This is a genomic window from Kitasatospora sp. NPDC040550 (genome assembly GCF_055594965.1).
In genome coordinates this window covers 41,054-62,986 of sequence record NZ_JBVIWC010000041.1, presented here as the reverse complement: position 1 = coordinate 62,986, position 21,933 = coordinate 41,054, and the positions used below count along the sequence as shown (strand labels likewise).

Annotated in this window: 18 protein-coding genes and 2 pseudogenes; 7 read left to right on the top strand and 13 right to left on the bottom strand. The window is 75.1% G+C overall.

Going from position 1 to position 21,933, the window contains the following annotated elements; translation table 11 throughout:
* Nucleotides 1-126: 126 nt before the first annotated feature.
* Nucleotides 127-933, top strand: a complete 807-nt coding sequence (locus ACZ58X_RS37575; RefSeq protein ID WP_470338055.1) for a YwqG family protein — start codon at nt 127-129, stop codon at nt 931-933.
* Nucleotides 934-948: 15 nt separating this feature from the next.
* Here ACZ58X_RS37575 and ACZ58X_RS37570 read toward each other — a convergent pair whose 3' ends face one another.
* The 7 genes from ACZ58X_RS37570 to ACZ58X_RS37540 form a co-directional block, all read right to left on the bottom strand.
* Nucleotides 949-1,434 carry a GNAT family N-acetyltransferase gene (locus tag ACZ58X_RS37570; protein ID WP_470338054.1) on the bottom strand — a complete coding sequence of 162 codons (486 nt, stop codon included), beginning with the start codon at nt 1,432-1,434 and terminating at the stop codon, nt 949-951.
* Between the two features lie 62 nt (nt 1,435-1,496).
* On the bottom strand, nt 1,497-2,207 hold the full coding sequence (locus ACZ58X_RS37565; protein ID WP_470338053.1) for an exonuclease domain-containing protein: 711 nt from the start codon (nt 2,205-2,207) through the stop codon (nt 1,497-1,499).
* Nucleotides 2,208-2,449: 242 nt separating this feature from the next.
* Nucleotides 2,450-3,694, bottom strand: coding sequence for a Dyp-type peroxidase (locus ACZ58X_RS37560; RefSeq protein ID WP_470338052.1), 1,245 nt, complete (start codon nt 3,692-3,694; stop codon nt 2,450-2,452).
* Between the two features lie 101 nt (nt 3,695-3,795).
* Complete coding sequence (locus ACZ58X_RS37555) at nt 3,796-5,742, bottom strand: FtsX-like permease family protein (protein WP_470338051.1); 1,947 nt, start codon at nt 5,740-5,742, stop codon at nt 3,796-3,798.
* The gene (locus tag ACZ58X_RS37550; protein ID WP_470338059.1) at nt 5,739-6,491 is read right to left on the bottom strand and encodes an ABC transporter ATP-binding protein; all 753 of its coding nucleotides are present in this window, start codon (nt 6,489-6,491) and stop codon (nt 5,739-5,741) included. The genes ACZ58X_RS37555 and ACZ58X_RS37550 overlap by 4 nt, the downstream gene beginning before the upstream one ends.
* Nucleotides 6,492-6,575: 84 nt before the next feature.
* Nucleotides 6,576-7,061: a GNAT family N-acetyltransferase gene (locus tag ACZ58X_RS37545; RefSeq protein ID WP_470338050.1), complete on the bottom strand. Its 486-nt coding sequence runs from the start codon at nt 7,059-7,061 to the stop codon at nt 6,576-6,578.
* 46 nt (nt 7,062-7,107) lie between these two features.
* On the bottom strand, nt 7,108-8,382 hold the full coding sequence (locus tag ACZ58X_RS37540; protein ID WP_470338049.1) for an SAV2148 family HEPN domain-containing protein: 1,275 nt from the start codon (nt 8,380-8,382) through the stop codon (nt 7,108-7,110).
* A 412-nt stretch (nt 8,383-8,794) separates the two neighbouring features.
* Here ACZ58X_RS37540 and glgX point away from each other — a divergent pair, with 412 nt between their 5' ends.
* From glgX to treZ, 3 genes are all read left to right on the top strand, one after another.
* Entirely contained in the window at nt 8,795-10,942 is a 2,148-nt protein-coding gene (gene glgX, locus ACZ58X_RS37535; RefSeq protein ID WP_470338048.1) for a glycogen debranching protein GlgX, read from the top strand.
* 128 nt (nt 10,943-11,070) lie between these two features.
* Nucleotides 11,071-13,557 carry an alpha-amylase family glycosyl hydrolase gene (locus tag ACZ58X_RS37530; protein ID WP_470338047.1) on the top strand — a complete coding sequence of 829 codons (2,487 nt, stop codon included), beginning with the start codon at nt 11,071-11,073 and terminating at the stop codon, nt 13,555-13,557.
* Entirely contained in the window at nt 13,554-15,329 is a 1,776-nt protein-coding gene (gene treZ, locus ACZ58X_RS37525) for a malto-oligosyltrehalose trehalohydrolase (RefSeq protein ID WP_470338046.1), read from the top strand. Before ACZ58X_RS37530 ends, treZ begins: the two co-directional genes overlap by 4 nt.
* A gap of 4 nt (nt 15,330-15,333) precedes the next feature.
* On the opposite strand, the gene ACZ58X_RS37520 is transcribed toward treZ, so the two are convergent.
* Both ACZ58X_RS37520 and ACZ58X_RS37515 read right to left on the bottom strand, forming a co-directional pair.
* Nucleotides 15,334-16,227: a transketolase family protein gene (locus ACZ58X_RS37520; protein ID WP_470338045.1), complete on the bottom strand. Its 894-nt coding sequence runs from the start codon at nt 16,225-16,227 to the stop codon at nt 15,334-15,336.
* Nucleotides 16,228-16,364: 137 nt separating this feature from the next.
* Entirely contained in the window at nt 16,365-17,078 is a 714-nt protein-coding gene (locus ACZ58X_RS37515) for a transketolase (RefSeq protein ID WP_470338044.1), read from the bottom strand.
* A gap of 56 nt (nt 17,079-17,134) precedes the next feature.
* On the opposite strand from ACZ58X_RS37515, the gene soxR reads away from it, so the two are divergent.
* Both soxR and ACZ58X_RS37505 read left to right on the top strand, forming a co-directional pair.
* Complete coding sequence (soxR, locus tag ACZ58X_RS37510; protein ID WP_470338043.1) at nt 17,135-17,698, top strand: redox-sensitive transcriptional activator SoxR; 564 nt, start codon at nt 17,135-17,137, stop codon at nt 17,696-17,698.
* Nucleotides 17,699-17,741: 43 nt separating this feature from the next.
* Nucleotides 17,742-18,665, top strand: coding sequence for a phosphotransferase family protein (locus ACZ58X_RS37505; RefSeq protein WP_470338042.1), 924 nt, complete (start codon nt 17,742-17,744; stop codon nt 18,663-18,665).
* Here the strand turns inward: ACZ58X_RS37505 and ACZ58X_RS37500 are convergent.
* Together ACZ58X_RS37500 and ACZ58X_RS37495 are read right to left on the bottom strand one after the other, a co-directional pair.
* Complete coding sequence (locus tag ACZ58X_RS37500; protein ID WP_470338041.1) at nt 18,662-19,183, bottom strand: GNAT family N-acetyltransferase; 522 nt, start codon at nt 19,181-19,183, stop codon at nt 18,662-18,664. The genes ACZ58X_RS37505 and ACZ58X_RS37500 overlap by 4 nt on opposite strands.
* A gap of 35 nt (nt 19,184-19,218) precedes the next feature.
* Nucleotides 19,219-19,734, bottom strand: a pseudogene (locus ACZ58X_RS37495) (formylglycine-generating enzyme family protein); the annotation flags it as partial.
* 157 nt (nt 19,735-19,891) lie between these two features.
* Here ACZ58X_RS37495 and ACZ58X_RS37490 point away from each other — a divergent pair.
* The gene (locus ACZ58X_RS37490; protein ID WP_470338058.1) at nt 19,892-21,040 is read left to right on the top strand and encodes an IS30 family transposase; all 1,149 of its coding nucleotides are present in this window, start codon (nt 19,892-19,894) and stop codon (nt 21,038-21,040) included.
* A 45-nt stretch (nt 21,041-21,085) separates the two neighbouring features.
* Here the strand turns inward: ACZ58X_RS37490 and ACZ58X_RS37485 are convergent.
* Together ACZ58X_RS37485 and ACZ58X_RS37480 are read right to left on the bottom strand one after the other, a co-directional pair.
* Nucleotides 21,086-21,223 (bottom strand): annotated as a pseudogene (locus ACZ58X_RS37485) (formylglycine-generating enzyme family protein); the annotation flags it as partial.
* A gap of 69 nt (nt 21,224-21,292) precedes the next feature.
* A complete protein-coding gene (locus ACZ58X_RS37480) occupies nt 21,293-21,922 on the bottom strand; it encodes a TetR/AcrR family transcriptional regulator (RefSeq protein WP_470338040.1) in 630 nt (209 codons plus the stop codon).
* Nucleotides 21,923-21,933 lie beyond the last annotated feature (11 nt).

Below are 21,933 nucleotides of genomic sequence, written 5' to 3'. Positions count from 1 at the left end.
ACCCGAAGCCCTACGTCTGGACCAAGACAGCCGACGAGATCCTCGACCGCCTAGCCGGATATCTGAAGCGAATTCCTGACTCAGGACACTAGGGCCGTTGGGCCGCGGCCCGTAGGGTGGGCGGCCGTGACCGACACCGCCGCCCTCCTCGCCGCCGTCCCCGGCCTGGCCCGCCACCTGCGGCCCGCCACCCTGCTGCACCCGTACGCCGCCCCCGGCGGCGCCCCCGCCGACCCCGGGGCGAGCCGGATCGGCGGGCCGGCCGAGTGGCCGGCCGGCGAGCCCTGGCCGCACTGCACCGCGCGCCACCCCGAGGAGGAGGACGTCCTCCCCCGCAGGGCACCCGGACCACCCGCCGCCGCGACGGCGTTGGTCCCGCTCGCCAGGATCCGCGCCGAGGACGCCCCGCACCTGCCCCGGCCGCAGGGCACCGACCTGCTCCAGGTGCTCTGGTGCCCCAACGACCACGACGACATCCAGGGCGAGCGCCACTACTACGGCCCCGCCGTCGAACTCCACTGGCAGCGCGCCGCCGACCTCGCCCCGGCCGCTCCCCCGCCGCCCCGCCACAGCGCGCCGCAGTACCTGCCGCGCCCGTGCGCGGTGCGCCCCGAGCAGCTCCTCGACCTGCCCGACCGGGACGAACTGCCCGGGGAACTCGCCCGCGCCGTCGCGGAGTTCGCCGAGCGACAGGGCCTGGAGTACGAGCGGGACCTCGGCCGGGCGGACGGCTGGAAGCTGGGCGGCTGGCCGTCCTGGCACTGCACCGACCTGATCCCGATCGACTGCCGCTGCGGGGCCCGGATGACGCTCCTGCTCACGGTGGAGAGCGGCGAGGACCCGGACCTGTCCCTGGGCCGGCACGGCGAACTGCACGTGTTCGTCTGCCCGGTGGACCCGGCACACCCGGTGGGGCTGGACATCCAGGGCTGAGGCCGGGGCGGGGCCTCAGTCGAGGCGCAGCCGGTAGACCTGCCGGGAGCCGCCCTCCGGCCCGGGGGCCGCGGCCTCGGCCGGGGTGAAGCCGAGCCGCTCGTAGAACACCCGGGCGCCGCCGGCCACCGCCCCGGGGTGGTCCGGGCCGAAGGTGACCACCTCGACGGTGGCCGGGGCGCGGACGTGGCGGCGCAGCGCGTCCTCGACCAGCGCCCGGCCGACGCCGGTGCCCCGGGCGCGGCCGGCGACCACCAGCCAGTGCAGGTGGTGCGGCCCGTCCTGCGCGGGGCCGAACAGCAGGCCGCCGAGCAGTGCCCCGGTGGACTCGGCGACGGTCGCTGTGCCCCGGGCGACGGCCCTCTCGACCGCGCGGTGGAAGCCGGGCTCGGCCACCATCGGGCCGAACCAGTGCTCGACCTCGGCGGCGAGCGCCAGGAAGCCGGGCAGGTCCGCCGGGCCCGCCGGGCGCACGGGGTGGGCCGGGTGGGCGGGACGCACGGGGTGGCCGGGACGTACGGGGTCGCCGGGGTGGCCCGGGCGTACGGGCTCGGCCGGTCCGGTCATCCGGAGGGCCGGGACGGCCAGCGCGGGTCCACCACGGCGAGCGGGTCCTTGCCGCGGCGCAGCCAGGCCTGGAGGCCCTCGGCCCAGTCCCGGTACCAGTCGACCTGGCGCCGGTGCAGTTCGGCCGGGGCCACCTCCCCCACCTCGGCCGGGTAGCGCCCGGCCAGGGCGACGGCGACCCGGACGGCGGCCAGCGCGTCGCTGCCCGCCTCGTGGGCGTCCGTCAGCTCCACTCCGTACACCTCGCAGACCCGTTGGAGGGTGCGCGAGCCCTTGCGGTACTTGTCGACGGCCCGGTCGATGACCAGTGCGTCCAGCACCGGACCGACCGGGGCGCCGAGGCGCTCGGCGAGCGTGGGCAGCCCGTGGCGGAGCAGCTCGGCGTCGAGCAGGGACAGGTCGAACGGGGCGTTGAAGGCCACCACGGGCCGCCCGTCCGCGATCCGCGCGCAGAGCGCCGCGGCTATCTCCTCGACCGCCTCCTTGGCCTGCCGCCCCCTGCTGCGCGCCAGGGCGTCGCCGATGCCGTGGATGGCCTCCGCCTCGGCGGGGATCGGCACCCCGGGATCGAGCAGCCAGTTGGCGGCGTCCACCCGGACGGGGCCGACGGTGTCCACGAGCGCGGCCGTGACGATGCGGTCCACGGCCGGGTCGGTGCCCGTGGTCTCCAGGTCGAAGCCGACCAGTGGCTGCTGCCACCAGCTCATCAGGTGTGTCCTTCCGTCCTCCGGCGAAACAGCCCCTATCATCACCCGCCCCACCGACAACCCGACCGGCAGGGCGGCCGGGCCGGGCGGTCGGCCGTGGGTGTCCGGGTCGGTTCCGGGTCGGTTCCGGGGGCTTCCGAGGGGCTTCCGGGGGGCGGGGCGGGGCGCCGGGCGGCCGGCCGCGGGTGCCGGCGGAGGGTCCAACTCCGCTGGCCCGCCGGCCGGTTGGACGGCCGCCCGGGTCAGGGGGCGAGGAGGGTGCGGCCGAGCCAGTCGGTGGTGTCGCGGGCGCCGGGGAGGACGTAGAAGTAGCCGCCGCCGGTGGGGCTGAGGTGCTGGGCGAGGGGTTCGCTGTCGAGGCGGGTCTGGACGGCTTCGAACTGGCGCTTGACGTCCTGCTGGTAGCAGCAGAAGGCGAGGCCGAGGTCGGGTGTGCCGTCGGCGTCGAGGCCGCGGTCGAAGTTGAAGGCGCGGCGCAGGATGCGGCTGGCGCGGGTGGCGTCGGTGCGGGGGTTGGCGAGGCGGATGTGGGAGTCGAGGGGGATGACGGCGCCGTCGGGGTCGTGGCCGTAGTCGGGGGTGTCGGTCTCGCCGGTGGCGCCGAGCGGGGCGCCGTCGCCCTTGCGGCGGCCGATCAGGCGTTCCTGCCGGTGCAGCGGCACTTCGTCCCAGCTCGTGGTCAGGGTGCGGATGGCGCGGACGACCTGGTAGCTGCCGCCGACGGCCCAGCGGGGTTCGTCGCCGTCCTCGCCGACCCAGACGAGTTCGTCCATCTGCCGGGCGGAGCCGGTGTCGGGGTTCTCGATGCCGTCCTTGAAGCCGAGCAGGTTGCGGGCGGCGCCCGTGGGGCGGGCGGGGTTCTGGAAGCCGTCGAGCTGCCAGCGCGGCCTGGCCAGGCCCCTGGTGGCGCGCAGCAGGTCACGGACGGTGTGCTGGACGGTGTCGCGGTTCTCGGCGCAGATCTGGAGGCAGAGGTCGCCGTGGCAGTCGGCGGGGCGCAGGGCGTCGACCGGGAAGGCGGGCATGGCGGTGAGGCGGCGGGGGCGGCGGTCGGTGAGGCCGTAGCGGGTGTCGAAGAGCGAGGCGCCGACGGAGAGGGTGACGGTGAGGTCGTCGGCGGGCAGGACGGGGCCGAGGGTGCCGCTGTCGGCGGGGGCGGTGTCGGGGCCGGGGTCGGGCGGGGTGCCGCCGGCGGTGAGGAAGCGGCTGCGGCCGGTGAGGGTGCGCAGCAGGGTTTCCAGGGCGGCGCGGTCGCGGGCGGTGACGTCGAGGGCGAGGAAGGTGCCGTAGCCGGGGGGCGGGTTGAGGATGCCGGCCTGGTGGACGCCGTGGAAGCCGATCTGTCCGCTGGGCGTGCGGGGGGCCGCGGTGGCCGGGAGGGCGGGCAGGGCGGCGAGGGCGGTGGAGGCGCCGAGGGCGGTGCGCAGGAGGCCGCGGCGGGTGGCGCGGGGGTGTTCGGAGCCGGTCGGGTGCGGGCTGTCGATCATGGAACCGGACGCTACGGGCGCTCGGCCCCGGCGTGCTGGCGAGCACGCCGGGGCCGAATAGTCCTATCGAATGACTACCGGTGGGTCACCAGCCGTCCGGCCTACCGGGCCGCCGCCCGGCCGGCCAGCGCGAACCGGCCGGACAGCACGCTGGAGGCCACGGCGAGCACCAGGCAGAGCGCCGCGCCGCCGGCCAGCGGCAGCCAGGGCAGCCGCAGGGCGACGCTCGCCTGCCCGGCCAGGACGCGGTGGTTGAGCAGGGCCGTGGTGCCGTACTGGGTGAGCGCGGTGACGGCGAGGGCGAGCACCGCGGCGGTGGCCACCACCAGGGCGGCCTCCAGGGCGACCATCTGCAGCACCTGGCGGCGCACCGTCCCGGCCAGCCGCAGCACGGTGAAGTCGCGGCGGCGGTCCGCGGCGCTCATCACCATGGTGTTGACGATGGCGATCAGCGCGTAGAGCAGGGCGGGGCCGAGGATGGTGGTGGTGGCGATCCAGGCGTAGTGGGCGTTCGGGTCGGGGCCGGGGTCGCGGGCGTCGGTGAGGACGCCGCCGAGCCGGTCGGCGGGTTCGGCGCTGAGGTGGACGGCGCCGGGGCGGGCGCCGTCCAGGTGGCCGGCGACGGCGTCGCCGCTGAGCAGGACCTCGTCCAGGCCGAGCTGGGTGCGGTAGACCAGGGCGAGCCGCAGGCCGGTGACGGTGCCGTCGGCGAGGCGCAGGTTGACCTGGTCGCCGAGCTTCCAGCCGTGGCCGCGGGCCTGGTCGGTGGAGGCGGCGAGGGTGGCGCCGTGCAGGTCGGCGGCGGTGCCCTCGACGGCGGGCAGGGACCAGGCGGTGGCGAGGTCGCCGCCCACCACGGTGGCGGCGGACGGCGCGCTGGCGGGCGAGTCCTCGCCGTGGTCGTCGAAGGCGGGCCGCTCGGCGCCGAGGCCCGTCACCACGGTGGAGGTCGTCGCGGTGGCGTGCAGGCCCGGCCGCCCGGCGGTGAGCCGCTGGGCGGCGTCGGCGGGCAGCGGGGCGGCGCCGGGGCGCAGCACGTAGCGGGCGGCGGCGGTGGCCCGGCCCTGGGCGGTCATGGCCTCGGCGAAGGCCGCGGTGGAGCCGACCATGGTGCCGGTGAGCGCGATGGTGAGGAAGGCCGGGGTGGCGGTGGAGACGGTGCGGCGCACCGCGGTGAGCGCGTTCTGCCGGGCGAGCAGCGGGGCGGCGGCGGTGAGCCGGGCGAGCGGGGCGCTGAGCAGCCGGACCAGCGGCGGGACCACGACGGGCGCGAACAGGGCGAGGGTGGTGATGGTGGCCAGGTCGGCGCCCATCACCCACTGGGAGGCGAGCTGGGGGTCGTCCGGCTGGTCGCCGGGGGCGGGCGGCATGCTGGATGCCGCCAGGTAGAAGCCGACGGTGCCGACCAGGCCGATCAGCCCCAGCAGGGCGAAGGCCCAGCGCGGCCCGGTCATCACCTTGCGGTCGACGGCGGCGTCGCCGAGCGCCTCGACGGCGCGCACCCGCCCGGCGCGGACGGCGGCGGTGACGGCGCCGAGCAGCGCGACCGCCAGGCCGACGGCGGCGGCCAGCAGCATCGGTCCGACGGCGGGCCGGGCGGTGAAGCCCTCGGGGGCGGCGCCGCGGGCGACCAGCCAGGAGGCGAGGGCGGGCGCGCCGGGCAGTGCGAGCAGGCAGCCGCTGACGGCGGAGACGAGGGCGACGACGGCGGCCTCGCCGGTGATCAGCTGGACGATCTGGCGGGGCGTGGCGCCGACGGCGCGCAGCATCGCGATCTCCTGGCGGCGCTGGGCGACGGCGAAGGCGAAGGTGCCGGCGACCACGAAGACGGCGACGAAGGCGGCCATCGCGGAGGTGAACTGGAGCACCTTGTGCAGCGAGGGCGCGCCGAGCGGGGAGTCGTCCCCGGCGGTGTCGCCCAGCAGGCTGCCGGTGGTGGCGACCAGGGTGACGCCGAGGGTGAGGGCGACGTACGAGCCGGCGAAGGCGGCCTTGCGGCGGCGCAGGCTCGCGGCGGCGACGGGCAGCAGGGTCCCGAGCGAGGTCATGCCGCCGTCCCCGCCGTCTCCAGGGCGGTCATCCGCTCGGCGACCTGCTGGGCGGTGGGGCGGGGCAGGTCGTCGACGATCCGGCCGTCGGCGAGGAAGAGCACCCGGTCGGCGTGGGCGGCGGCGACCGGGTCGTGGGTGACCATGACGGTGCTCTGGCCCTCGCGGTCGACCAGGTCGCGCAGCAGGGCGAGCACGTCGCGGCTGCTGGAGCTGTCGAGGGCGCCGGTGGGCTCGTCGGCGAACAGCATCCGGGGCCTGGTGATCAGGGCGCGGGCGATGGCGACGCGCTGCTGCTGGCCGCCGGAGAGCTGGGAGGGCAGGTGGCCGGCCCGCTCGCCGAGGCCGACCTGGGCGAGCGCGCGGTGGACCTCGGCGCGGTCGGGGCGGCGTCCGGCCAGGCGCAGCGGCAGGCCGACGTTCTGTTCGGCGGTGAGCGAGCCGACCAGGTTGAACGCCTGGAAGACGAAGCCGAGCTGCTGTCGGCGCAGGACGGTCAGCTGGGTCTCGGTCAGCCCGGCGAGGTCAGTGCCGTCCAGGACGACCCGGCCGCGGTCGGGCCGGTCGAGGCCGGCGCCGCACTGCAGCAGGGTGCTCTTGCCGGAGCCGGAGGGCCCCATGACGGCGGTGAACGTGCCGCAGTCGAAGCCGACGTCCACCCCCCTGAGTGCCCGTACGGCCTCCGGGCCGGTGCCGTAGGTGCGGTGTACGTCTTCGAGGCGCAGTACGGCCCCGTCATCCCCCGTGATCTTCACGGGGCCTACACCTACCATGGGCACGACCACGCCGACCAGGCCATTTGGGAGAATCGTTACTGTACGTGAGGAGCCCGGTCAGCCGACGGGCCTCGGCTCCGCCGCAGGTCGCCGGGCCGGCTCCCGGTGCATGGTGACGTCGATCGGGTCCTCGTCCACGACCTCGAAGCCGTGTCGTTCGTACAGCCGCTGGGCGGCGCTGCCCCGGAGGACGGTCAGGTGCACGGGCTCGCCGGCGGCGTCGGCCTCGGCGAGGAGGTGGCGCAGGACGGCGGTGCCGAGGCCGCGGCCCTGGAGGTGGGGGGCCAGGTAGAACATCTCCAGCCGGCGCCCGCCGTGCCCGTCGGGGCGGATGGTGACGGAGCCGCCGAAGGCGCCGTCGACCAGCAGGACCGAGGTGTACCGGGTGGAGAAGGAGTCCCGGACCCTGCGGCGGGAGCGGTCCGGGTCCCAGCGGCCGAGGCGTTCCAGGTCGGCGCGCATGACCTGGTCCTTGAGGTCGCTGATCGGGTCGAGGTCCTTGGGCCCGGCGGGTTCCAGGGTCCAGGTGGGGAGGCTGTTCACGGCGCGCAGTGTGGCACCCCCGCGGCGCCGGCGACCAGTGGTTGTCTCAGGAGACGTTCCGGGCGTCCGCCCAGACCCCCTCGAACTCCTCGCGGTAGACCTCCAGCAGCCCCGGCTCGGTGCCGCCGGGCTGCTGGCCGGCGCCGCCGCGCAGGATCAGCGCCGGGGACTCCATGCCGCGTGAGCGGCGCAGGTAGGGCTGGATGACGCCGAGGTCGCGGCCGGCCCGGCGGCCGGCCACCGGGCCGGTGGGGCGGGGGCCCTCGACCAGGTAGGCGGTGAATCGCGGGGTCTCGTCGAAGACCCTGATCTCGAAGCCGCCCTGGTCCCGCAGCCGGGCCCGGACCCGCCGCACGTGCATGATGTTCATCTCGATGGAGCGGGACAACTCGCCCCGGGAGAGGCCGAGTTCGCGTTCCCGGCGGCGGGTGGCGCTGCTCGCCGGGTTGAGGAACAGCAGCCGCACCCGGCAGCCCTCGCCGGCCAGGCGGACCAGGCGCTTGCCGGTGTAGTTCTGGCAGAGCATGCCGAGGCCGATGCCGAGCGCGTCCAGCCGCCGGGCGCCGTCGAGCAGGTCCTCGACCGGGAGGTCGCGCTGCAGCCGGACCCGGTCGGCGTGCACGGCGACCACGTCGGCGTAGCGTCCGGCGACCAGGGACTCCACCACGTCGGCGGGCACCCCGCCCGCGCCGCCGTCGAGGACGGCGAGCAGCCGGGCGGCGGCGCGCTCGGTCTGGGCCAGCACGGTCTGGGTGAGCACCCGGTTGCGGGAGACCACGTGCCGGGCCACTTCCAGTTCGTCCAGGGCGAGTTCGATCTCGCGCCGGTCGGCGAGGTAGGGCTCGAAGCAGGGCCAGTGCTGGACCATCAGCTCGCGCAGCTGGGGCAGGGTGAGGAAGACCAGCGGGTCGTCGTCGGCCGGGTCGAGGAGGTAGCCCTTGCGGCGGCTGACCTCGCGCACGGCGCCGGCCCGGTGGGCCCACTCCTCGCCGGCCGGGCCGGCCGCGGCGGTGACCCAGTCCTCGCCGTGGGCGGGGGCGTAGATGGGGTGCAGCACCTCGTCGACCAGGGCGCGCAGCCGCTGTTCGACCAGATTGAGCCAGACGTAGGCGCGCCCGGAGAGCCGGACCCGCTGGTAGGACTCCTCCCACTCGGCGGCCGACCAGGCGAGCGCGGGGACCTCGACCGGGCCGCCCTGGGCGGGGACGAGGGCGCGGCCGGTCATGGTGGGCCGCATGACGACCGTGGGCGCCTCGCTGCGGGCGCCGCCCCGGTCGGGGCCGTCGGGCCCGGAGCCGCGGCCGCCAGCAGGGAACACCATGCGCCACCTCATCTGCGGCTGACCCCCGCGGGCGCGGGGGCCGTTGACGGGCCGTTGACAAGCACCGGTCGGCCGGAGCGGCCGGACGATCAAGGGTACTGCCCGCCGCGAGCCGCCCGCAGCCGGATCGGCCAGGGGCCTCCGGCGCATCTCCCGCACCGGAGGCACCAGTCTTCACACGAATGCTCGCCGGACACCCGTTCGGACTAACCCCGGCGGTACCTCCCGGCCGCCGGGGAAGGGCTCGGGGAGTATCTCGGGGAGTGTGCGGGCTGTGCCGTGCGTCACGGACCCCAGGGCCGCACATGCCCGGCCGCCCGGCCGGGAAGAGAGCGTCCGGGCCGGCCGCCCGGCCGGAACACGCGTCGGACTACACATCAGTTTCCGTAAGTCACAAGGAAGTTGAGGACTCATGCAGGTCTGGCCCGGCAAGCCCTACCCCCTCGGCGCCACCTACGACGGGGCCGGCACCAACTTCGCGGTGTTCTCGGAGAGTGCCGACCGGATCGAGCTGTGCCTGATCGACGAGGACGGCTCGGAGACCGCCGTCGAACTGCGCGAGACGGACGCCTTCGTCCGGCACGCCTACCTCCCGGGCGTCCAGCCCGGCCAGCGCTACGGCTTCCGGGTGCACGGCCCGTACAACCCGGGCCTGGGCCAGCGGCACAACAGCGCCAAACTGCTCCTGGACCCGTACGCCAAGGCGATGAGCGGCCACATCGACTGGGACGAGTCCGTCTACGGCTACCACTTCGGCGCGCCCGAGCGCCGCAACGACCTCGACTCCGCCCCGCACACCATGCACTCGGTGGTCATCAACCCGTACTTCGACTGGGGCACCGACCACCCGCCGCGCACCGACTACCACCGCACCGTCATCTACGAGGCCCACGTCAAGGGCCTCACCCGGCTGCACCCCGGCATCCCCGAGGAGATCCGCGGCAGCTACGCCGGCCTGGCCCACCCGGCGGTGATCGAGCACCTGGCCAAGCTCGGCGTCACCGCGATCGAGCTGATGCCGGTGCACCAGTTCGTCCGCGACCACCGGCTGCGCGACCTCGGACTGGCCAACTACTGGGGCTACAACACCATCGGCTTCTTCGCCCCGCACTCCTCCTACTCCTCCACCGGCGACCGCGGCCAGCAGGTGCAGGAGTTCAAGTCGATGGTCAAGGCGCTGCACGCGGCCGGGATCGAGGTGATCCTGGACGTCGTCTACAACCACACCGCCGAGGGCAACCACCTCGGGCCGACGCTGTCGCTGCGCGGCCTGGACAACGTCTCCTACTACCGCCTCGCCCAGGACCAGCGCTTCTACGAGGACACCACCGGCACCGGCAACAGCCTGCTGATGCGCAGCCCGCATGTGCTCCAGCTGATCATGGACTCGCTGCGCTACTGGGTCACCGAGATGCACGTGGACGGCTTCCGCTTCGACCTCGCCGCCACCCTGGCCCGGCAGTTCCACGAGGTCGACCGGCTGTCCTCGTTCTTCGACCTGGTCCAGCAGGACCCGGTGGTCTCCCAGGCCAAGCTGATCGCCGAGCCCTGGGACCTCGGCGAGGGCGGCTACCAGGTCGGCAACTTCCCGCCGCTGTGGACGGAGTGGAACGGCATGTACCGGGACACCGTGCGCGACCTGTGGCGCGGCGAGAACGCCACCCTGGCCGAGTTCGGCTCCCGGCTCACCGGCTCCTCCGACCTCTACCAGGACGACGGCCGCCGCCCGATCGCCTCCATCAACTTCGTCACCTGCCACGACGGCTTCACCCTGCGCGACCTGGTCTCCTACAACGACAAGCACAACGAGGCCAACGGCGAGGACAACCGGGACGGCGAGTCCTTCAACCGGTCCTGGAACTGCGGCGCCGAGGGCCCCAGCAGCGACCCGGCCGTCGAGGAACTGCGGGCGCGCCAGCAGCGCAACTTCATCGCCACCCTGATGCTCTCCCAGGGCACCCCGATGCTCTCCCACGGGGACGAGCTCGGCCGCACCCAGGAGGGCAACAACAACGCCTACTGCCAGGACAACGAGCTCGCCTGGGTGCACTGGCCCGAGGGCGACGGCCCGGCCGCCCGGCTGCTGGAGTTCACCCAGGGGATGATCTGGCTGCGCCGCGACCACCCGGTGTTCCGGCGGCGCCGGTTCTTCCACGGGCGGCCGGTCTCCGGCCGGCACGGCGCGGTCGCCCCCGCCCCGGACGGCTACGACGACCTCACCGACATCGCCTGGTTCACCCCCGCCGGGGAGGAGATGACCAAGCGCAACTGGGGTGCCAGCTACGCCAAGTCGCTGACCGTCTTCCTCAACGGCTACGCCATCTCCGAACCGGACCGGCGCGGCGGGCGGATCGTCGACGACTCCTTCCTGCTGATGTTCAACGCCCACTTCGAGCCGCTGGAGTTCACCGTCCCCGCCGGCCACGGGCAGGAGTGGCAGGTCGTGGTCGACACCGCGCAGCCCCGGCTGCCCGCCCCCGGGGCCGGGGCCCGGGTCAAGGCCGGCGACGCCCTGTGGCTCACCGACCGCTCGCTGATGGTGCTGCAGCGGCCGGCCTAGGGAGCTCGCGCGGGGACCCCGCGGAGGCCTCGCACGGACCCCGCCGGGATCTCATGGGGATCTTGCGCTCACCTGTTCGGGTCAGTACCGGGTCTTGGCGGCGGGCCCGGCCGGGTACCTATGGAGCTATGACCTCCGCCGCCGAGCCCGCGCAGCCCCGCCCGGCCGCTACCCCTCCCACCACCGCCCCCACCGCCTCGTACCGCCTCCAGCTCCAGCCCGGCTTCACCCTCCGCGACGCCACCGCCGCCGTCCCCTACCTGGCCGCCCTCGGCGTCTCCCACCTGCACCTGTCCCCGCTGCTGGAGGCCTCCCCCGGCTCCACCCACGGCTACGACACCGTCGACCACACCCGGATCAGCGAACAGCTCGGCGGCGAGGGCGCGCTGCGCGCCCTGGCCGCCGAGGCCCACCGGCACGGCCTGCGGCTGCTCGCCGACGTGGTGCCCAACCACATGGCCGTACCCGTCCCCGAAGGGCTCAACGAGCCGCTCCGGCAGGTGCTCCGGGACGGCCCCGACTCGCCGTACGCCCGCTGGTTCGACATCGACTGGACCGCCCAGCCCGGCCCCGCCGACGCCCCGGAGCGCGGCCGGGTGCTGCTGCCGCTGCTCGGCGACCGGCTCGGCGCCGTCCTCGACCAGCTGGTGGTCGACGGCGAGGTGCTGCGCTACCACCGGCACGAACTGCCGCTGCGCCCCGGCACCGAACGGCTCCCGCTCCCGGAGCTGCTGGGCCGGCAGTGGTACCGGCTCGCCTGGTGGCGGCTGGCCCGCACCGAGCTCAACTACCGGCGCTTCTTCACCGTCAACGAGCTGATCGCCGTCCGGGCCGAGGACCCGGAGGTCTTCGCCGCCACCCACGCCGTACTGCTGCGGCTGCACGCCGACGGCGTCCTGGACGGCTTCCGGATCGACCACCCCGACGGGCTCGCCGACCCGCGCGGCTACCTGCGCCGCCTGGCCGACGCCACCGGCGGCGCCTACGTCGTGGTCGAGAAGATCCTCACCGGCGAGGAGCGGCTGCCCGCGGACTGGCCGGTGGCCGGCACCACCGGCTACGACGCGCTGCGCCGCATCGACGGCGTGCTCACCGACCCCGCGGGCGCCCGCCGGCTCGCCGAGGCGTACGAGACCTTCCTGCACGACGGGCCGGTCCCGCACGACGGGGCGAACCCGCACGACGGGGCGGGCCCGCACGGCGGGCCGGCGGACTTCCCCGGCCAGGGCCCGCACCCGGCGCTCGCCGCCGCCCGCCGCGGCCGGGCCGAGATGACCGGGCCCGGCGGCGAGCTGACCGCCGAGGTCGAGCGGCTGGTCCGGATCGCCCTGCGGATCGGCGCCGCCGAACCCGCGCACGCTGACCACGCGCCCTGGCAGCTGCGCGCGGCGCTGCGCCGACTGCTCACCGACTACCCCGTGTACCGGCCGTACGCCCGGCCCGGCGAGCCCGTCGACGACCCCGGGCTGCCGGTGGACGACGCCGCCGACCCGACCGCGCGCCTGGTCGCCGCCCTCGCCCTCGGCCGGCTGGGCCGCAGCGAGTCCAAGGACGAGTTCTGCGTGCGCTTCGCCCAGACCGCGGCCGCCGTGGCCGCCAAGGGCGTCGAGGACACCGCCTTCTACCGCTGGAACGCGCTGCCCGGCCTCAACGAGGTCGGCGGCGAGCCCGCCCGGCCCGGACTGTCCCCGGCCGCCTTCCACGACTGGTGCCGGTACCTGGAGCGCAGCTGGCCGCACAGCATGACGGCGCTCTCCACCCACGACACCAAGCGCAGCGCCGACGCCCGGGCCCGCCTCGCCGTCCTCGCCGAGCAGCCGCAGGCCTGGGCCGCCGAGGCCACCGCCTGGTCCGCCGCCGCCGGGCCCGCCGCCCCCGGGCTCGACCGGGACGCCGACTGGCTGCTCTGGCACACCCTGGTCGCCGCCTGGCCGATCACCCCCGACCGGCTGGTCGCCGCCCTGCTCAAGGCCGTCCGCGAGGCCAAGCTGCACACCTCCTGGACCAGCCCGGACACCGGCTACGAGCAGGCCCTGGAGCAGCGGGCCCGCGCCGTCCACGGCGACGCCGGACTGCTCGCCCGGATCGAGGGCCAGGTGCGGGCGCTCGCCCCGTACGCCCGCGCCAACACCCTGGCCGCCGCCCTGCTGCACCTGACCGTCCCCGGCGTGCCGGACCTCTTCCAGGGCAGTGAGGAGCCGCTGTACACGCTGGTCGACCCGGACAACCGGGGCGTGGTGGACCTCGGCGCGCTCGCCGTGCGGCTCACCGACGCGGCCGCCCCGCGCCCCGGCGACCTCGCCCGGGAGAAACTGCACCTGACCGCCACCGCGCTGCACCTGCGCCGCTCCGGCCCGCTCGGCGCCTACCGGCCGCTGGCCGCCCCCGAGCACCTGCTCGCCTTCGCCCGCGGCGCGGACGTGGTCACCGCCGTCACCCGGCTGCCGTACGGGCTGGCGCGGGCGGGCGGCTGGCGCGACGCCGTGCTGGAGCTGCCGCCCGGCGGGCCGTGGACCGACCAGCTGTCGCTGCGCGACTTCCCCACCGGTCCGGTGCCGGTGGCGGAACTGCTGGCGACGTACCCGGTGGCGCTGCTGACGAGGAGGGGCCGATGAAGTCGCGCTACGAGGTCTGGGCGCCGAACGCGACCCGCCGGGTCGACGTCGAAGTGGACGGCAGCGCCCACGCGTTGGCGCGCTGCCCGGAGCGGGACGGCTGGTGGAGCGGCGAGGCCCCGGCGGGCGACTACGCCTTCCGCCTCGACGGCGGACCACCGCTGCCCGACCCGCGCTCGCCCCGCCAGCCGTACGGCCCCGACGGCCCCAGCCGGGCGGTCGACCACGCCGCCTTCCGCTGGTCGCACACCGACTGGCGCGGCCGGGCCCTGCCGGGCGCGGTGCTCTACGAGCTGCACGTCGGCACCTTCACCGCCCGCGGCACCTTCGACGCGGCCGCCGACCACCTGGACCACCTGGTCGAGTTGGGCGTGGACTTCGTCGAGCTGATGCCGGTCTGCCCGTTCCCCGGCCGGCACGGCTGGGGCTACGACGGCGTCGCGCCCTGGGCCGTGCACGAGCCCTACGGCGGCCCGGAGGGACTCAAGCGCTTCGTGGACGCCGCGCACCGCAAGGGCCTCGGGGTGGTGCTCGACGTGGTGCACAACCACCTCGGCCCGTCCGGCAACCACCTTCCCGCGTACGGCCCGTACTTCACCGACCGGCACCACACCCCGTGGGGCTCGGCGGTCAACCTGGACGCACCCGGCTCGGACGAGGTGCGCGCCTACCTGGTCGGCAGCGCGCTCGCCTGGCTGCGCGACTACCGGATCGACGGCCTGCGGCTGGACGCGGTGCACGCCCTCGTCGACGACCGGGCCGTCCACTTCCTGGAGGAACTCTCCCGGGAGGTCGAGAAGTTGGCGACCTCGTCGAACCGCCCGCTGTTCCTGGTCGCCGAGTCCGACCTCAACACCCCGCGCACCACCGCCGCCCGCGAGGCCGGCGGCCAGGGCCTCACCGCCCAGTGGAACGACGACTTCCACCACGCCCTGCACTGCGCGCTGACCGGCGAATCCCAGGGCTACTACGCGGACTTCGCGACCGCGCCGCTCACCGCCCTGGCCAAGACGCTGCGCCGCGGCTTCTTCCACGACGGCACCTGGTCCTCCTTCCGGGGACGCAGCCACGGCCGCCCGTTCGGGGCCGGTGCGGCGGGCCACCGGCTGCTCGGCTACCTCCAGACCCACGACCAGGTCGGCAACCGGGCGCTCGGCGACCGGATCTCCACCTCGCTCACCCCCGGCCGACTGGCCTGCGGCGCCGCGCTGGTGCTCACCTCGCCGTTCACCCCGATGCTGTTCATGGGCGAGGAGTGGGGCGCCGCCACCCCCTGGCAGTACTTCACCGACCACACCGACCCGGCTCTGGCGGAGGCCGTCCGGCAGGGCCGGCGGCGGGAGTTCGCCGAGCACGGCTGGGCCGCCGAGTCCGTCCCGGACCCGCAGGAGCCGGCCACCGTGCTGCGGTCGGTGCTCGACTGGACCGAGCCCCGGCGCGGCCCGCACGCCGAACTCCTCGACTGGCACCGGACGTTGATCGCACTGCGGCGCGCCCGGCCGGAGCTCGCCGACCCGGACCTCGGCGCGGTGCGGGTCGACCACGACGAGGCGGCGGGCTGGCTGGTGCTGCACCGGGGGCCGTACCGGATCGCGGTCAACCTGGGCCCGGCCGAGGCCCTGCTGCCACTGGGCGGGACCGGGCGGGAGCTGGTGGCGGCCTTCGGCGCGGCGGCGCTGGACGGGGAGACGGTGCTGGACCGGGAGACGGTGCCGGGCCGGGAGGCGGTGCGGCTGGGGGCGGACTCGGTCGCGGTCGTGCGGGTGAGCTGAGGCCTCACCAGAGGAAGGTGCCGATCCGCTCCCGGAGCGCGGCCGCGTCCAGGCCGTAGGCGGCCAGGTGCTCCGGGATCGACCCGTACTGCCGGTGCTCCTCGCGCGGCACGCCCAGGGCCAGCACCCGGTGCGGGCGGTCGGCCAGCGCCGCGTGCGCCTCGTTCGCCGAGGTGCCCGCCAGGTACGGCTCCACCAGCACCACGTCCGCCTTGTCGCCCAGCGCGGCGCGCAGCCCGGCGGCGTCGAAGGGGCGCACCGTCGCCGCGTACAGCACGGTGACGTCCAGGCCCTCGGTGGCCGCGAGCACCGCGTCCAGCATCGGGCCGACGGCCAGCACCACGCCGCGGCCGCCGGTGCGGACGGTGGTGAAGCGGCCGGGCTCGACGGCGACCGGCTCGGCGTTCCGGTGCGCCGAGAGCCGCACGTACACGTTGCGGTCACCGTCCGCGTAGGCGTCGCGCAGCAGCTGCTCGGCCTCGTCCGGGTGGCCGGGGACGTGCACCGTCCAGTCCGGCAGGGTGTCCAACAGGGCGACGTCGCCCGGGGACATGTGGGTGCGGCCGCCGGCCGGCCAGTCGTAGGAGCCGGCCGCGCTCACCAGCACCGCGCCGACGCCCTGGTGGACCAGGTCCAACTTGACCTGTTCCCAGGGCCGTTCGATCAGGAAGCTGGCGAAGGTGTGGGCGATCGGGCGCATCCCGGTCAGCGCCAGTCCGCCGGCCGCGCCGATCAGCAGCTGCTCCCGGATGCCGACGTTGACCACCCGGTCGGGGTGGCGCCGTTGGGCCGGCTCGAAGGCGGCGGCGGTGATGTCGGCGAGCACCACGGCCAGCCGGGGGTCCTCGTCCAGCAGCCGGGTGGTGACGTCGACGAAGCGGTCGCGCATGGTGTCCATCGGTGAAGTGCCTTTCGCTGCGCTCTGGTTGGTGTGCTCGGGAGGCCTACGGCACGGTCGGGGGCCCTGCGGCTCGGTCGGGGGCCCTACGGCTCGGTCAGGGGTGCTGCGACGCGGTCGGGGGTGCCGCGACGCGGTCAGGAGTCCTTCGGCTCGACCCGGGCGACCACCGCGTGCGGGCGGCCCGGGTGCTCGGCGGTGTACGCCCGGTACAGCGCCTCGTGGTCGCGGCCGTCGACGGTCGCGGTGGACCAGCCCTCGGCGGCGAAGCGCCGGGCGATGCCGCCCTGCCAGCCGTGGGTGGCCGAGGAGTTGTCGATCACCACCACGTGGAGCCGGTCCAGGCCGTACGCGCCGGCGAAGGCAACCGCCTCGTGGTTGGAGCCCTCGTCGAACTCGGCGTCGCCGACCAGCACCCACACCGCCGGGTCCGCCAGTCCCTGGGCCCGCAGCCCGAGCGCGGTGCCCACGCCCAGCGGCAGGCCGTGGCCGAGCGAGCCGGAGGCGATCTCCACCCCGCGCAGCAGGGTGCGGTCCGGGTGGTGGCCGAGCGGCGAGTCGTAGCCGCCGAAGCTCGGCAGCACGGCCGGATCGAGGAAGCCCTTGGCCGCGAGCACGGCGTAGTAGGCCATCGGGCCGTGGCCCTTGGAGAGCAGGAAGCGGTCACGGTCCTGGGCGTCGGCGGTGTCCGGGGAGACCCGCAGCACCCGGTCGTACAGCACCCACAGGGCGTCCAGGGTGGAGGTGGCGGCGGGGCCGTGCTTCTCGTCGCCGGTCATCAGGGCCATCAGGCCCGGCAGGTCCGCGAAACGGGCCCGGCCCACGGTTTCCGTACTGGTCGTCGTCGTCATGCGTCGATCGTGCAACTTAAAGCGAACTTGAGGTCAAGCGGCTACAGTGAGTGCCCATGACCGCGATACCCGGCAGCGGCCGCACCGCCGCCCCGCGCCCCGGCGACCTGCTCACCATCGGCCAGCTGGCCGCCCGCAGCGGGCTGGCCCACTCCGCGTTGCGCTACTACGAGAGCCTCGGCCTGATCCACGCCACCCGCACCGCCGGCGGCCAGCGCCGCTACCCGCGCGGCACGCTGCGCCGGGTCGCCTTCATCCGGGCCGCCCAGCGGGTCGGCCTCTCCCTGGACGAGGCCAGGGTCGCCCTCGACCGGCTGCCCGAACGCCCCGCCCCCAGCGGCACCGAGTGGGACGTCGTCGCCGAGTCCTGGCAGAGCCGGATCGACGAACAGATCGCCGAGCTCGAACGGCTCAAGGCCAAGCTCACCGGCTGCATCGGCTGCGGCTGCCTCTCGCTCACCCGCTGCGCCCTCTACAACAGGGACGACCGCGCCGCCGAGGCCGGCCCCGGCGCCCGCTACCTGCTCACCCGCGACCCGGACAGCGGGCCGGAGCCGGTCCCGGCGGACCTCCCGGACGGCTGCGGCCCCCGGGGGCGCTCGGGGCGCGAGGGGAGCTGAAAAGCCTTTGCCAGCCGGTCGTTGGGGTGCCTACGGTGCGGGCATGCTGCCCCTGGTGGAGACGGACGAGCAGGGGGACGCCGTCGTCCCCGACGAAGCGGTGATGCGCCCGGGTGCCGAGGCGCTGTGCGCGCGGCTGGGCGTCGGCGGGCAGGCACTGGAGCGCTTCGCGGAGGGCTCCGTCCCGGTCTACGCGGTGGGCTCCGAGCACGTGCTCAAGCTGTTCCCGGCGCCCTCCGCCGCGGACGGGCTGGCCGAGCAGCGCGTCCTGACCTTCCTGGCGGGCAGGCTCCCCGTGCCCACCCCCGCGGTCCGGGCGGCCGGCGCGTACGTCAACGGCTGGCGCTACGTGCTGATGTCCCGCCTGCACGGCGAGGGCCTGGCCCCCGCCTGGCCGCGCGTCCCGCAGGCCGAGCGCGAGCGGATCGCCCACGACTGCGGCGAGGCGCTCGCCGCCCTGCACGCCCTGGACGCGGAGCCGCTCGCCGACACCCTCCCGCCCGGCGACTGGCCGGACTTCCTGGCCCGGCAGCGCGTTCGCGCCGTCGCCCGCCAGCGCGAACGCGGCCTGCCGGAGTCCTGGTCGGAGCAGATCCCGGACTTCCTGGCCGCCGCCCCGCTCCCGGCCACCCCGCAACGCGCCCTGCTGCACACCGAGTTCATGCGCGAGCACCTGATCACCGATCCGGCCCACGGCTGGCGGCTCACCGGCCTGATCGACTTCGAGCCCGCCATGATCGGCGACCCGGCCTACGACCTGGTCGCCGTCGGCCTGTTCACCACCCGCGCCGACCCCCACCTGCTCGGGCGGCTGCTCGCCGCCTACGGCCGCCCCTTCGAACCGCGCCTGCTGATGGCGTACACGCTGCTCCACGTGTACAGCGACCTGCCGTGGTACCTGCGGGAGTTGAAGCCCTCGGCGCGCACCCTGGACGACCTCGCACAGGAGTGGTTCGGGGCTGCCTAAGGCCGGGGGTCCGTGCGCAGCAGGCTGTAGTAGACCATGTCGCGCCACTCCCCGGCGCGGAAGACCATCGACCGGTGGACGCCCTCGCGGGTGAAGCCCAGCTTCTCCAGGACGCGCTGCTCCGCGAGGTTGCCCACCTCGGTGTCCGCCTCCAGCCGCACCGCCGTGGTGTGCGCGAACAGGTAGTCCACCAGCAGGCGTTGGGCCCGGGTGCCGATGCCCCGACCCCGTGCCTGCGGCAGCAGCTGCGCACCGATGCTCCAGTACGGAGTGGTCGGCCGCGCCGCCTTGCGGGTGGCGGCGACGAAGCCGAGGAACTCGCCATCGGTGGCGACGGCGAAGATCGACTGCTCCTCGCCCAGCAGCCCGTGCTCGGCCCAGCGGCGGCGGAAGCGCTCCGGGTCCGCCCAGCCGTACCACTGGAACTCGCCCAGCGACTCGGGGTCGTTCAGCATCCCGCCCAGGGCGGTGAGGTCGGCTTCGGCGATCGGCCGGAGGAAGATCCTCTCTACATCCATGCCGGCAGCAACGACGGAGATCGCTCGACCGTTCCTCAGACGGAGACGGAGACGGAGACGGAAACGGAGGCAGGGGCCGGGACGGACCGGGCGAGCCGGAAGCCGACGTCGTCGATCCGCAGGGTCGGGTGGCTGCGGCGGCGGACGGAGGCGCGGCAGCTCCAGTGCTCGTCGAACCAGCCGCCGCCGCGCAGGACGCGGTAACTGCCGTACACCTCGGGGTCGTAGAGGTCCCAGCACCACTCCCACACGTTGCCGAGCAGGTCGTACAGCCCGTGGGCGTTGGGCCGCAGCTCGCCGACCGGGTGCGGGCGCTCGCCGGAGTTGCCGCGGTGCCAGGCGATCTCGTCCAGCGGGCCGTAGCGCGGACCGTCGGTGCCGGCGCGGCAGGCGTGCTCCCATTCGGCCTCGGTGGGCAGCCGGTGGCCGTCGGCGGTGCGGTCCCAGGCGACGTCCTCGCCGTCCACCCGGTAGGCGGGGGCGAGGCCGTCGCGCCGGGACAGCTCGTTGCAGTACCGGACGGCGTCGAGCCAGGAGACGCTGTGCGCGGGGCGGCGGTCGCCGCTGAGGCCCTCGAACTGCCTTGGGTTCTAAGGATCGTTGCAACACCCCAGTTCAAGGGGTGCGATGTTCGAGATCCGGATGAACCGGACGGTGGCTCAGGGGACCAGGACCCTGGTCCGTGAGCGGGAGGAATACTTCCGGCTCATGGACCAGGGCCTGAGCAGTCGGGAAGCGTGCAGACGCGTCGGGATCAATCTGCGCACGGGCAAGCGGTGGCGCAACGGCCGCAACGCGTCGGGCAAGGACAAGGCCAGGCCGCCGGTCCTGGCTGCGTTGCCGGCTTCCGGCCCGTCCCGCTACCTGCGCGAGGCGGATCGGATATACATCGCCGACCGCCTGCGGGAGAAGGCGTCCATCCGCGAGATCGCCGCCGAGCTCGGCCGCAGCCCCTCAACGGTGAGCCGGGAGGTCCACCGCAACGGCACGCCGCTGCGCGGAGACCAACAGCGCATCGCCTACCGGCCGCATGCCGCTCAGGCCCGCGCCGACGCCCGCCGGCCCCGCCCGAAGCGCGGCAAGATCGGGCAGAATCCCGAGCTGCGGGACTTCATCCAGGACCACCTTGACCGCAAGTGGAGCCCGGAGCAGATCTGCCAGGCTCTGCGGGACACCTTTCCCGAGCGGCCGGAGATGCACGTGGTCCACGAGACGGTCTACCAGGCCCTCTACATCCAGGGCAGGGGCGAGCTTCGCCGGGAGCTGGCCGCCGCCCTGCGCTCCGGCCGCGCCCGGCGCAAGCCGCATCGGCAGGCCAACTGCCGCCAGCCCCGCTTCTCCACACCGATGGTCATGATCAGCGAGCGCCCGGCCGAGGCCGAGGACCGGGCGGTTCCCGGTCACTGGGAGGGCGATCTGATCATCGGCAAGGACGGTGCCTCCGCGATCGGCACCCTAGTCGAGCGCGCCACCCGCTACGTCCTGTTCCTGCACCTGCCGAACGGCCGCACCGCCGAGCACGTGCGCGATGCCCTGGTGGAGACCGTCCAGACCTTGCCCGGTCACCTGGCGCGGTCGCTGACCTGGGACCAAGGCGCGGAGATGGCCGCGCACGGCGCGTTCACCATCGCCACCGGCGTCCCGGTCTACTTCTGCGACCCGGCCAGTCCCTGGCAGCGCGGCTCCAACGAGAACACCAACGGCCTGCTGCGGCAGTACTTCCCGAAGGGCACCGACCTATCGGCCCACGGCCCGGAGCACCTTGCCGCCGTCGCCGCCGAACTCAACGGCCGCCCACGCAAAACGCTCGGCTGGGAAACCCCAGCCGAGCGCCTGCATAAACTGCTCGCGGCCTGATCAACACGGCCATGTGTTGCAACGACCCCTAGAAACCGCCTGCTCGCGGGTGACCGGACAGGGCGCCAGCTGGAAGGGGGCCACTTCGACGCTCCAACTCCGCCGGGTGCGGCGGTCGGAGAGCGTGACGCGGCCGGGCGGAACGACGATCGGTACGGCGCCGGGTCCGGTACGGGGTTCCATGATCGCCGATCCTACGGCCCGACCCCGGCTGCCCTACCGCCCGGCTCGACCCTCCGTCCCGGCTCCGCCCTACCGTCCGGCTCGACCCGGCAGGTCGACGGCGCCCTCCGTCCCGACTCCGCCCAGCAGGTCGACGGCGCCGCGCTCGGCCAGCTCCTCCGCGTGGGCGGGCAGCGGGGTGCCCGCGTGCAGATGGGGCCGGACGACGGCGAGCGGCAGGCCGACGACGGCGAGGGTGACCCGGTCGAGGTCCAGCGGCGTCACGGCGCCGATCCGCTCGGCGAGCCCCCGCACCGCCTGCCGCACCCGCTGCCCGGCCTGCCGTTCGCGCCGCGCCTGCTCCTCCGGCCACTCGGCCCGGCCGAAGGCCTCCGCGCCGTGCAGCAGGACGACGGCCCGCTCCCGGTTCGCCCGGCTCCAGGCGACGACCTGCCGGGCGGCGGCCCCGGCGATGAGCCGCGGCTCGGCCTGCTCGGCGAGGACCGGCAGGTAGGTGCCGTGGAACTCGCCGAGCGTGCGCAGCCACAACTCGGCCAGCAGCGACGAGCGCTGGGGGAAGCGGTGGTAGACGGAACCGTTGGGCGCGCCGCTCTCGCGGGCCACGGCGGACATGGTGACGGCGGCCGGGCCGCCGGCGGCCGCGAGGCGGACGGCGGCGTCGAGGAGGGTGGCTTCGTCATGGCGGGGTGGCCTGGGCATGCAATGGAGAG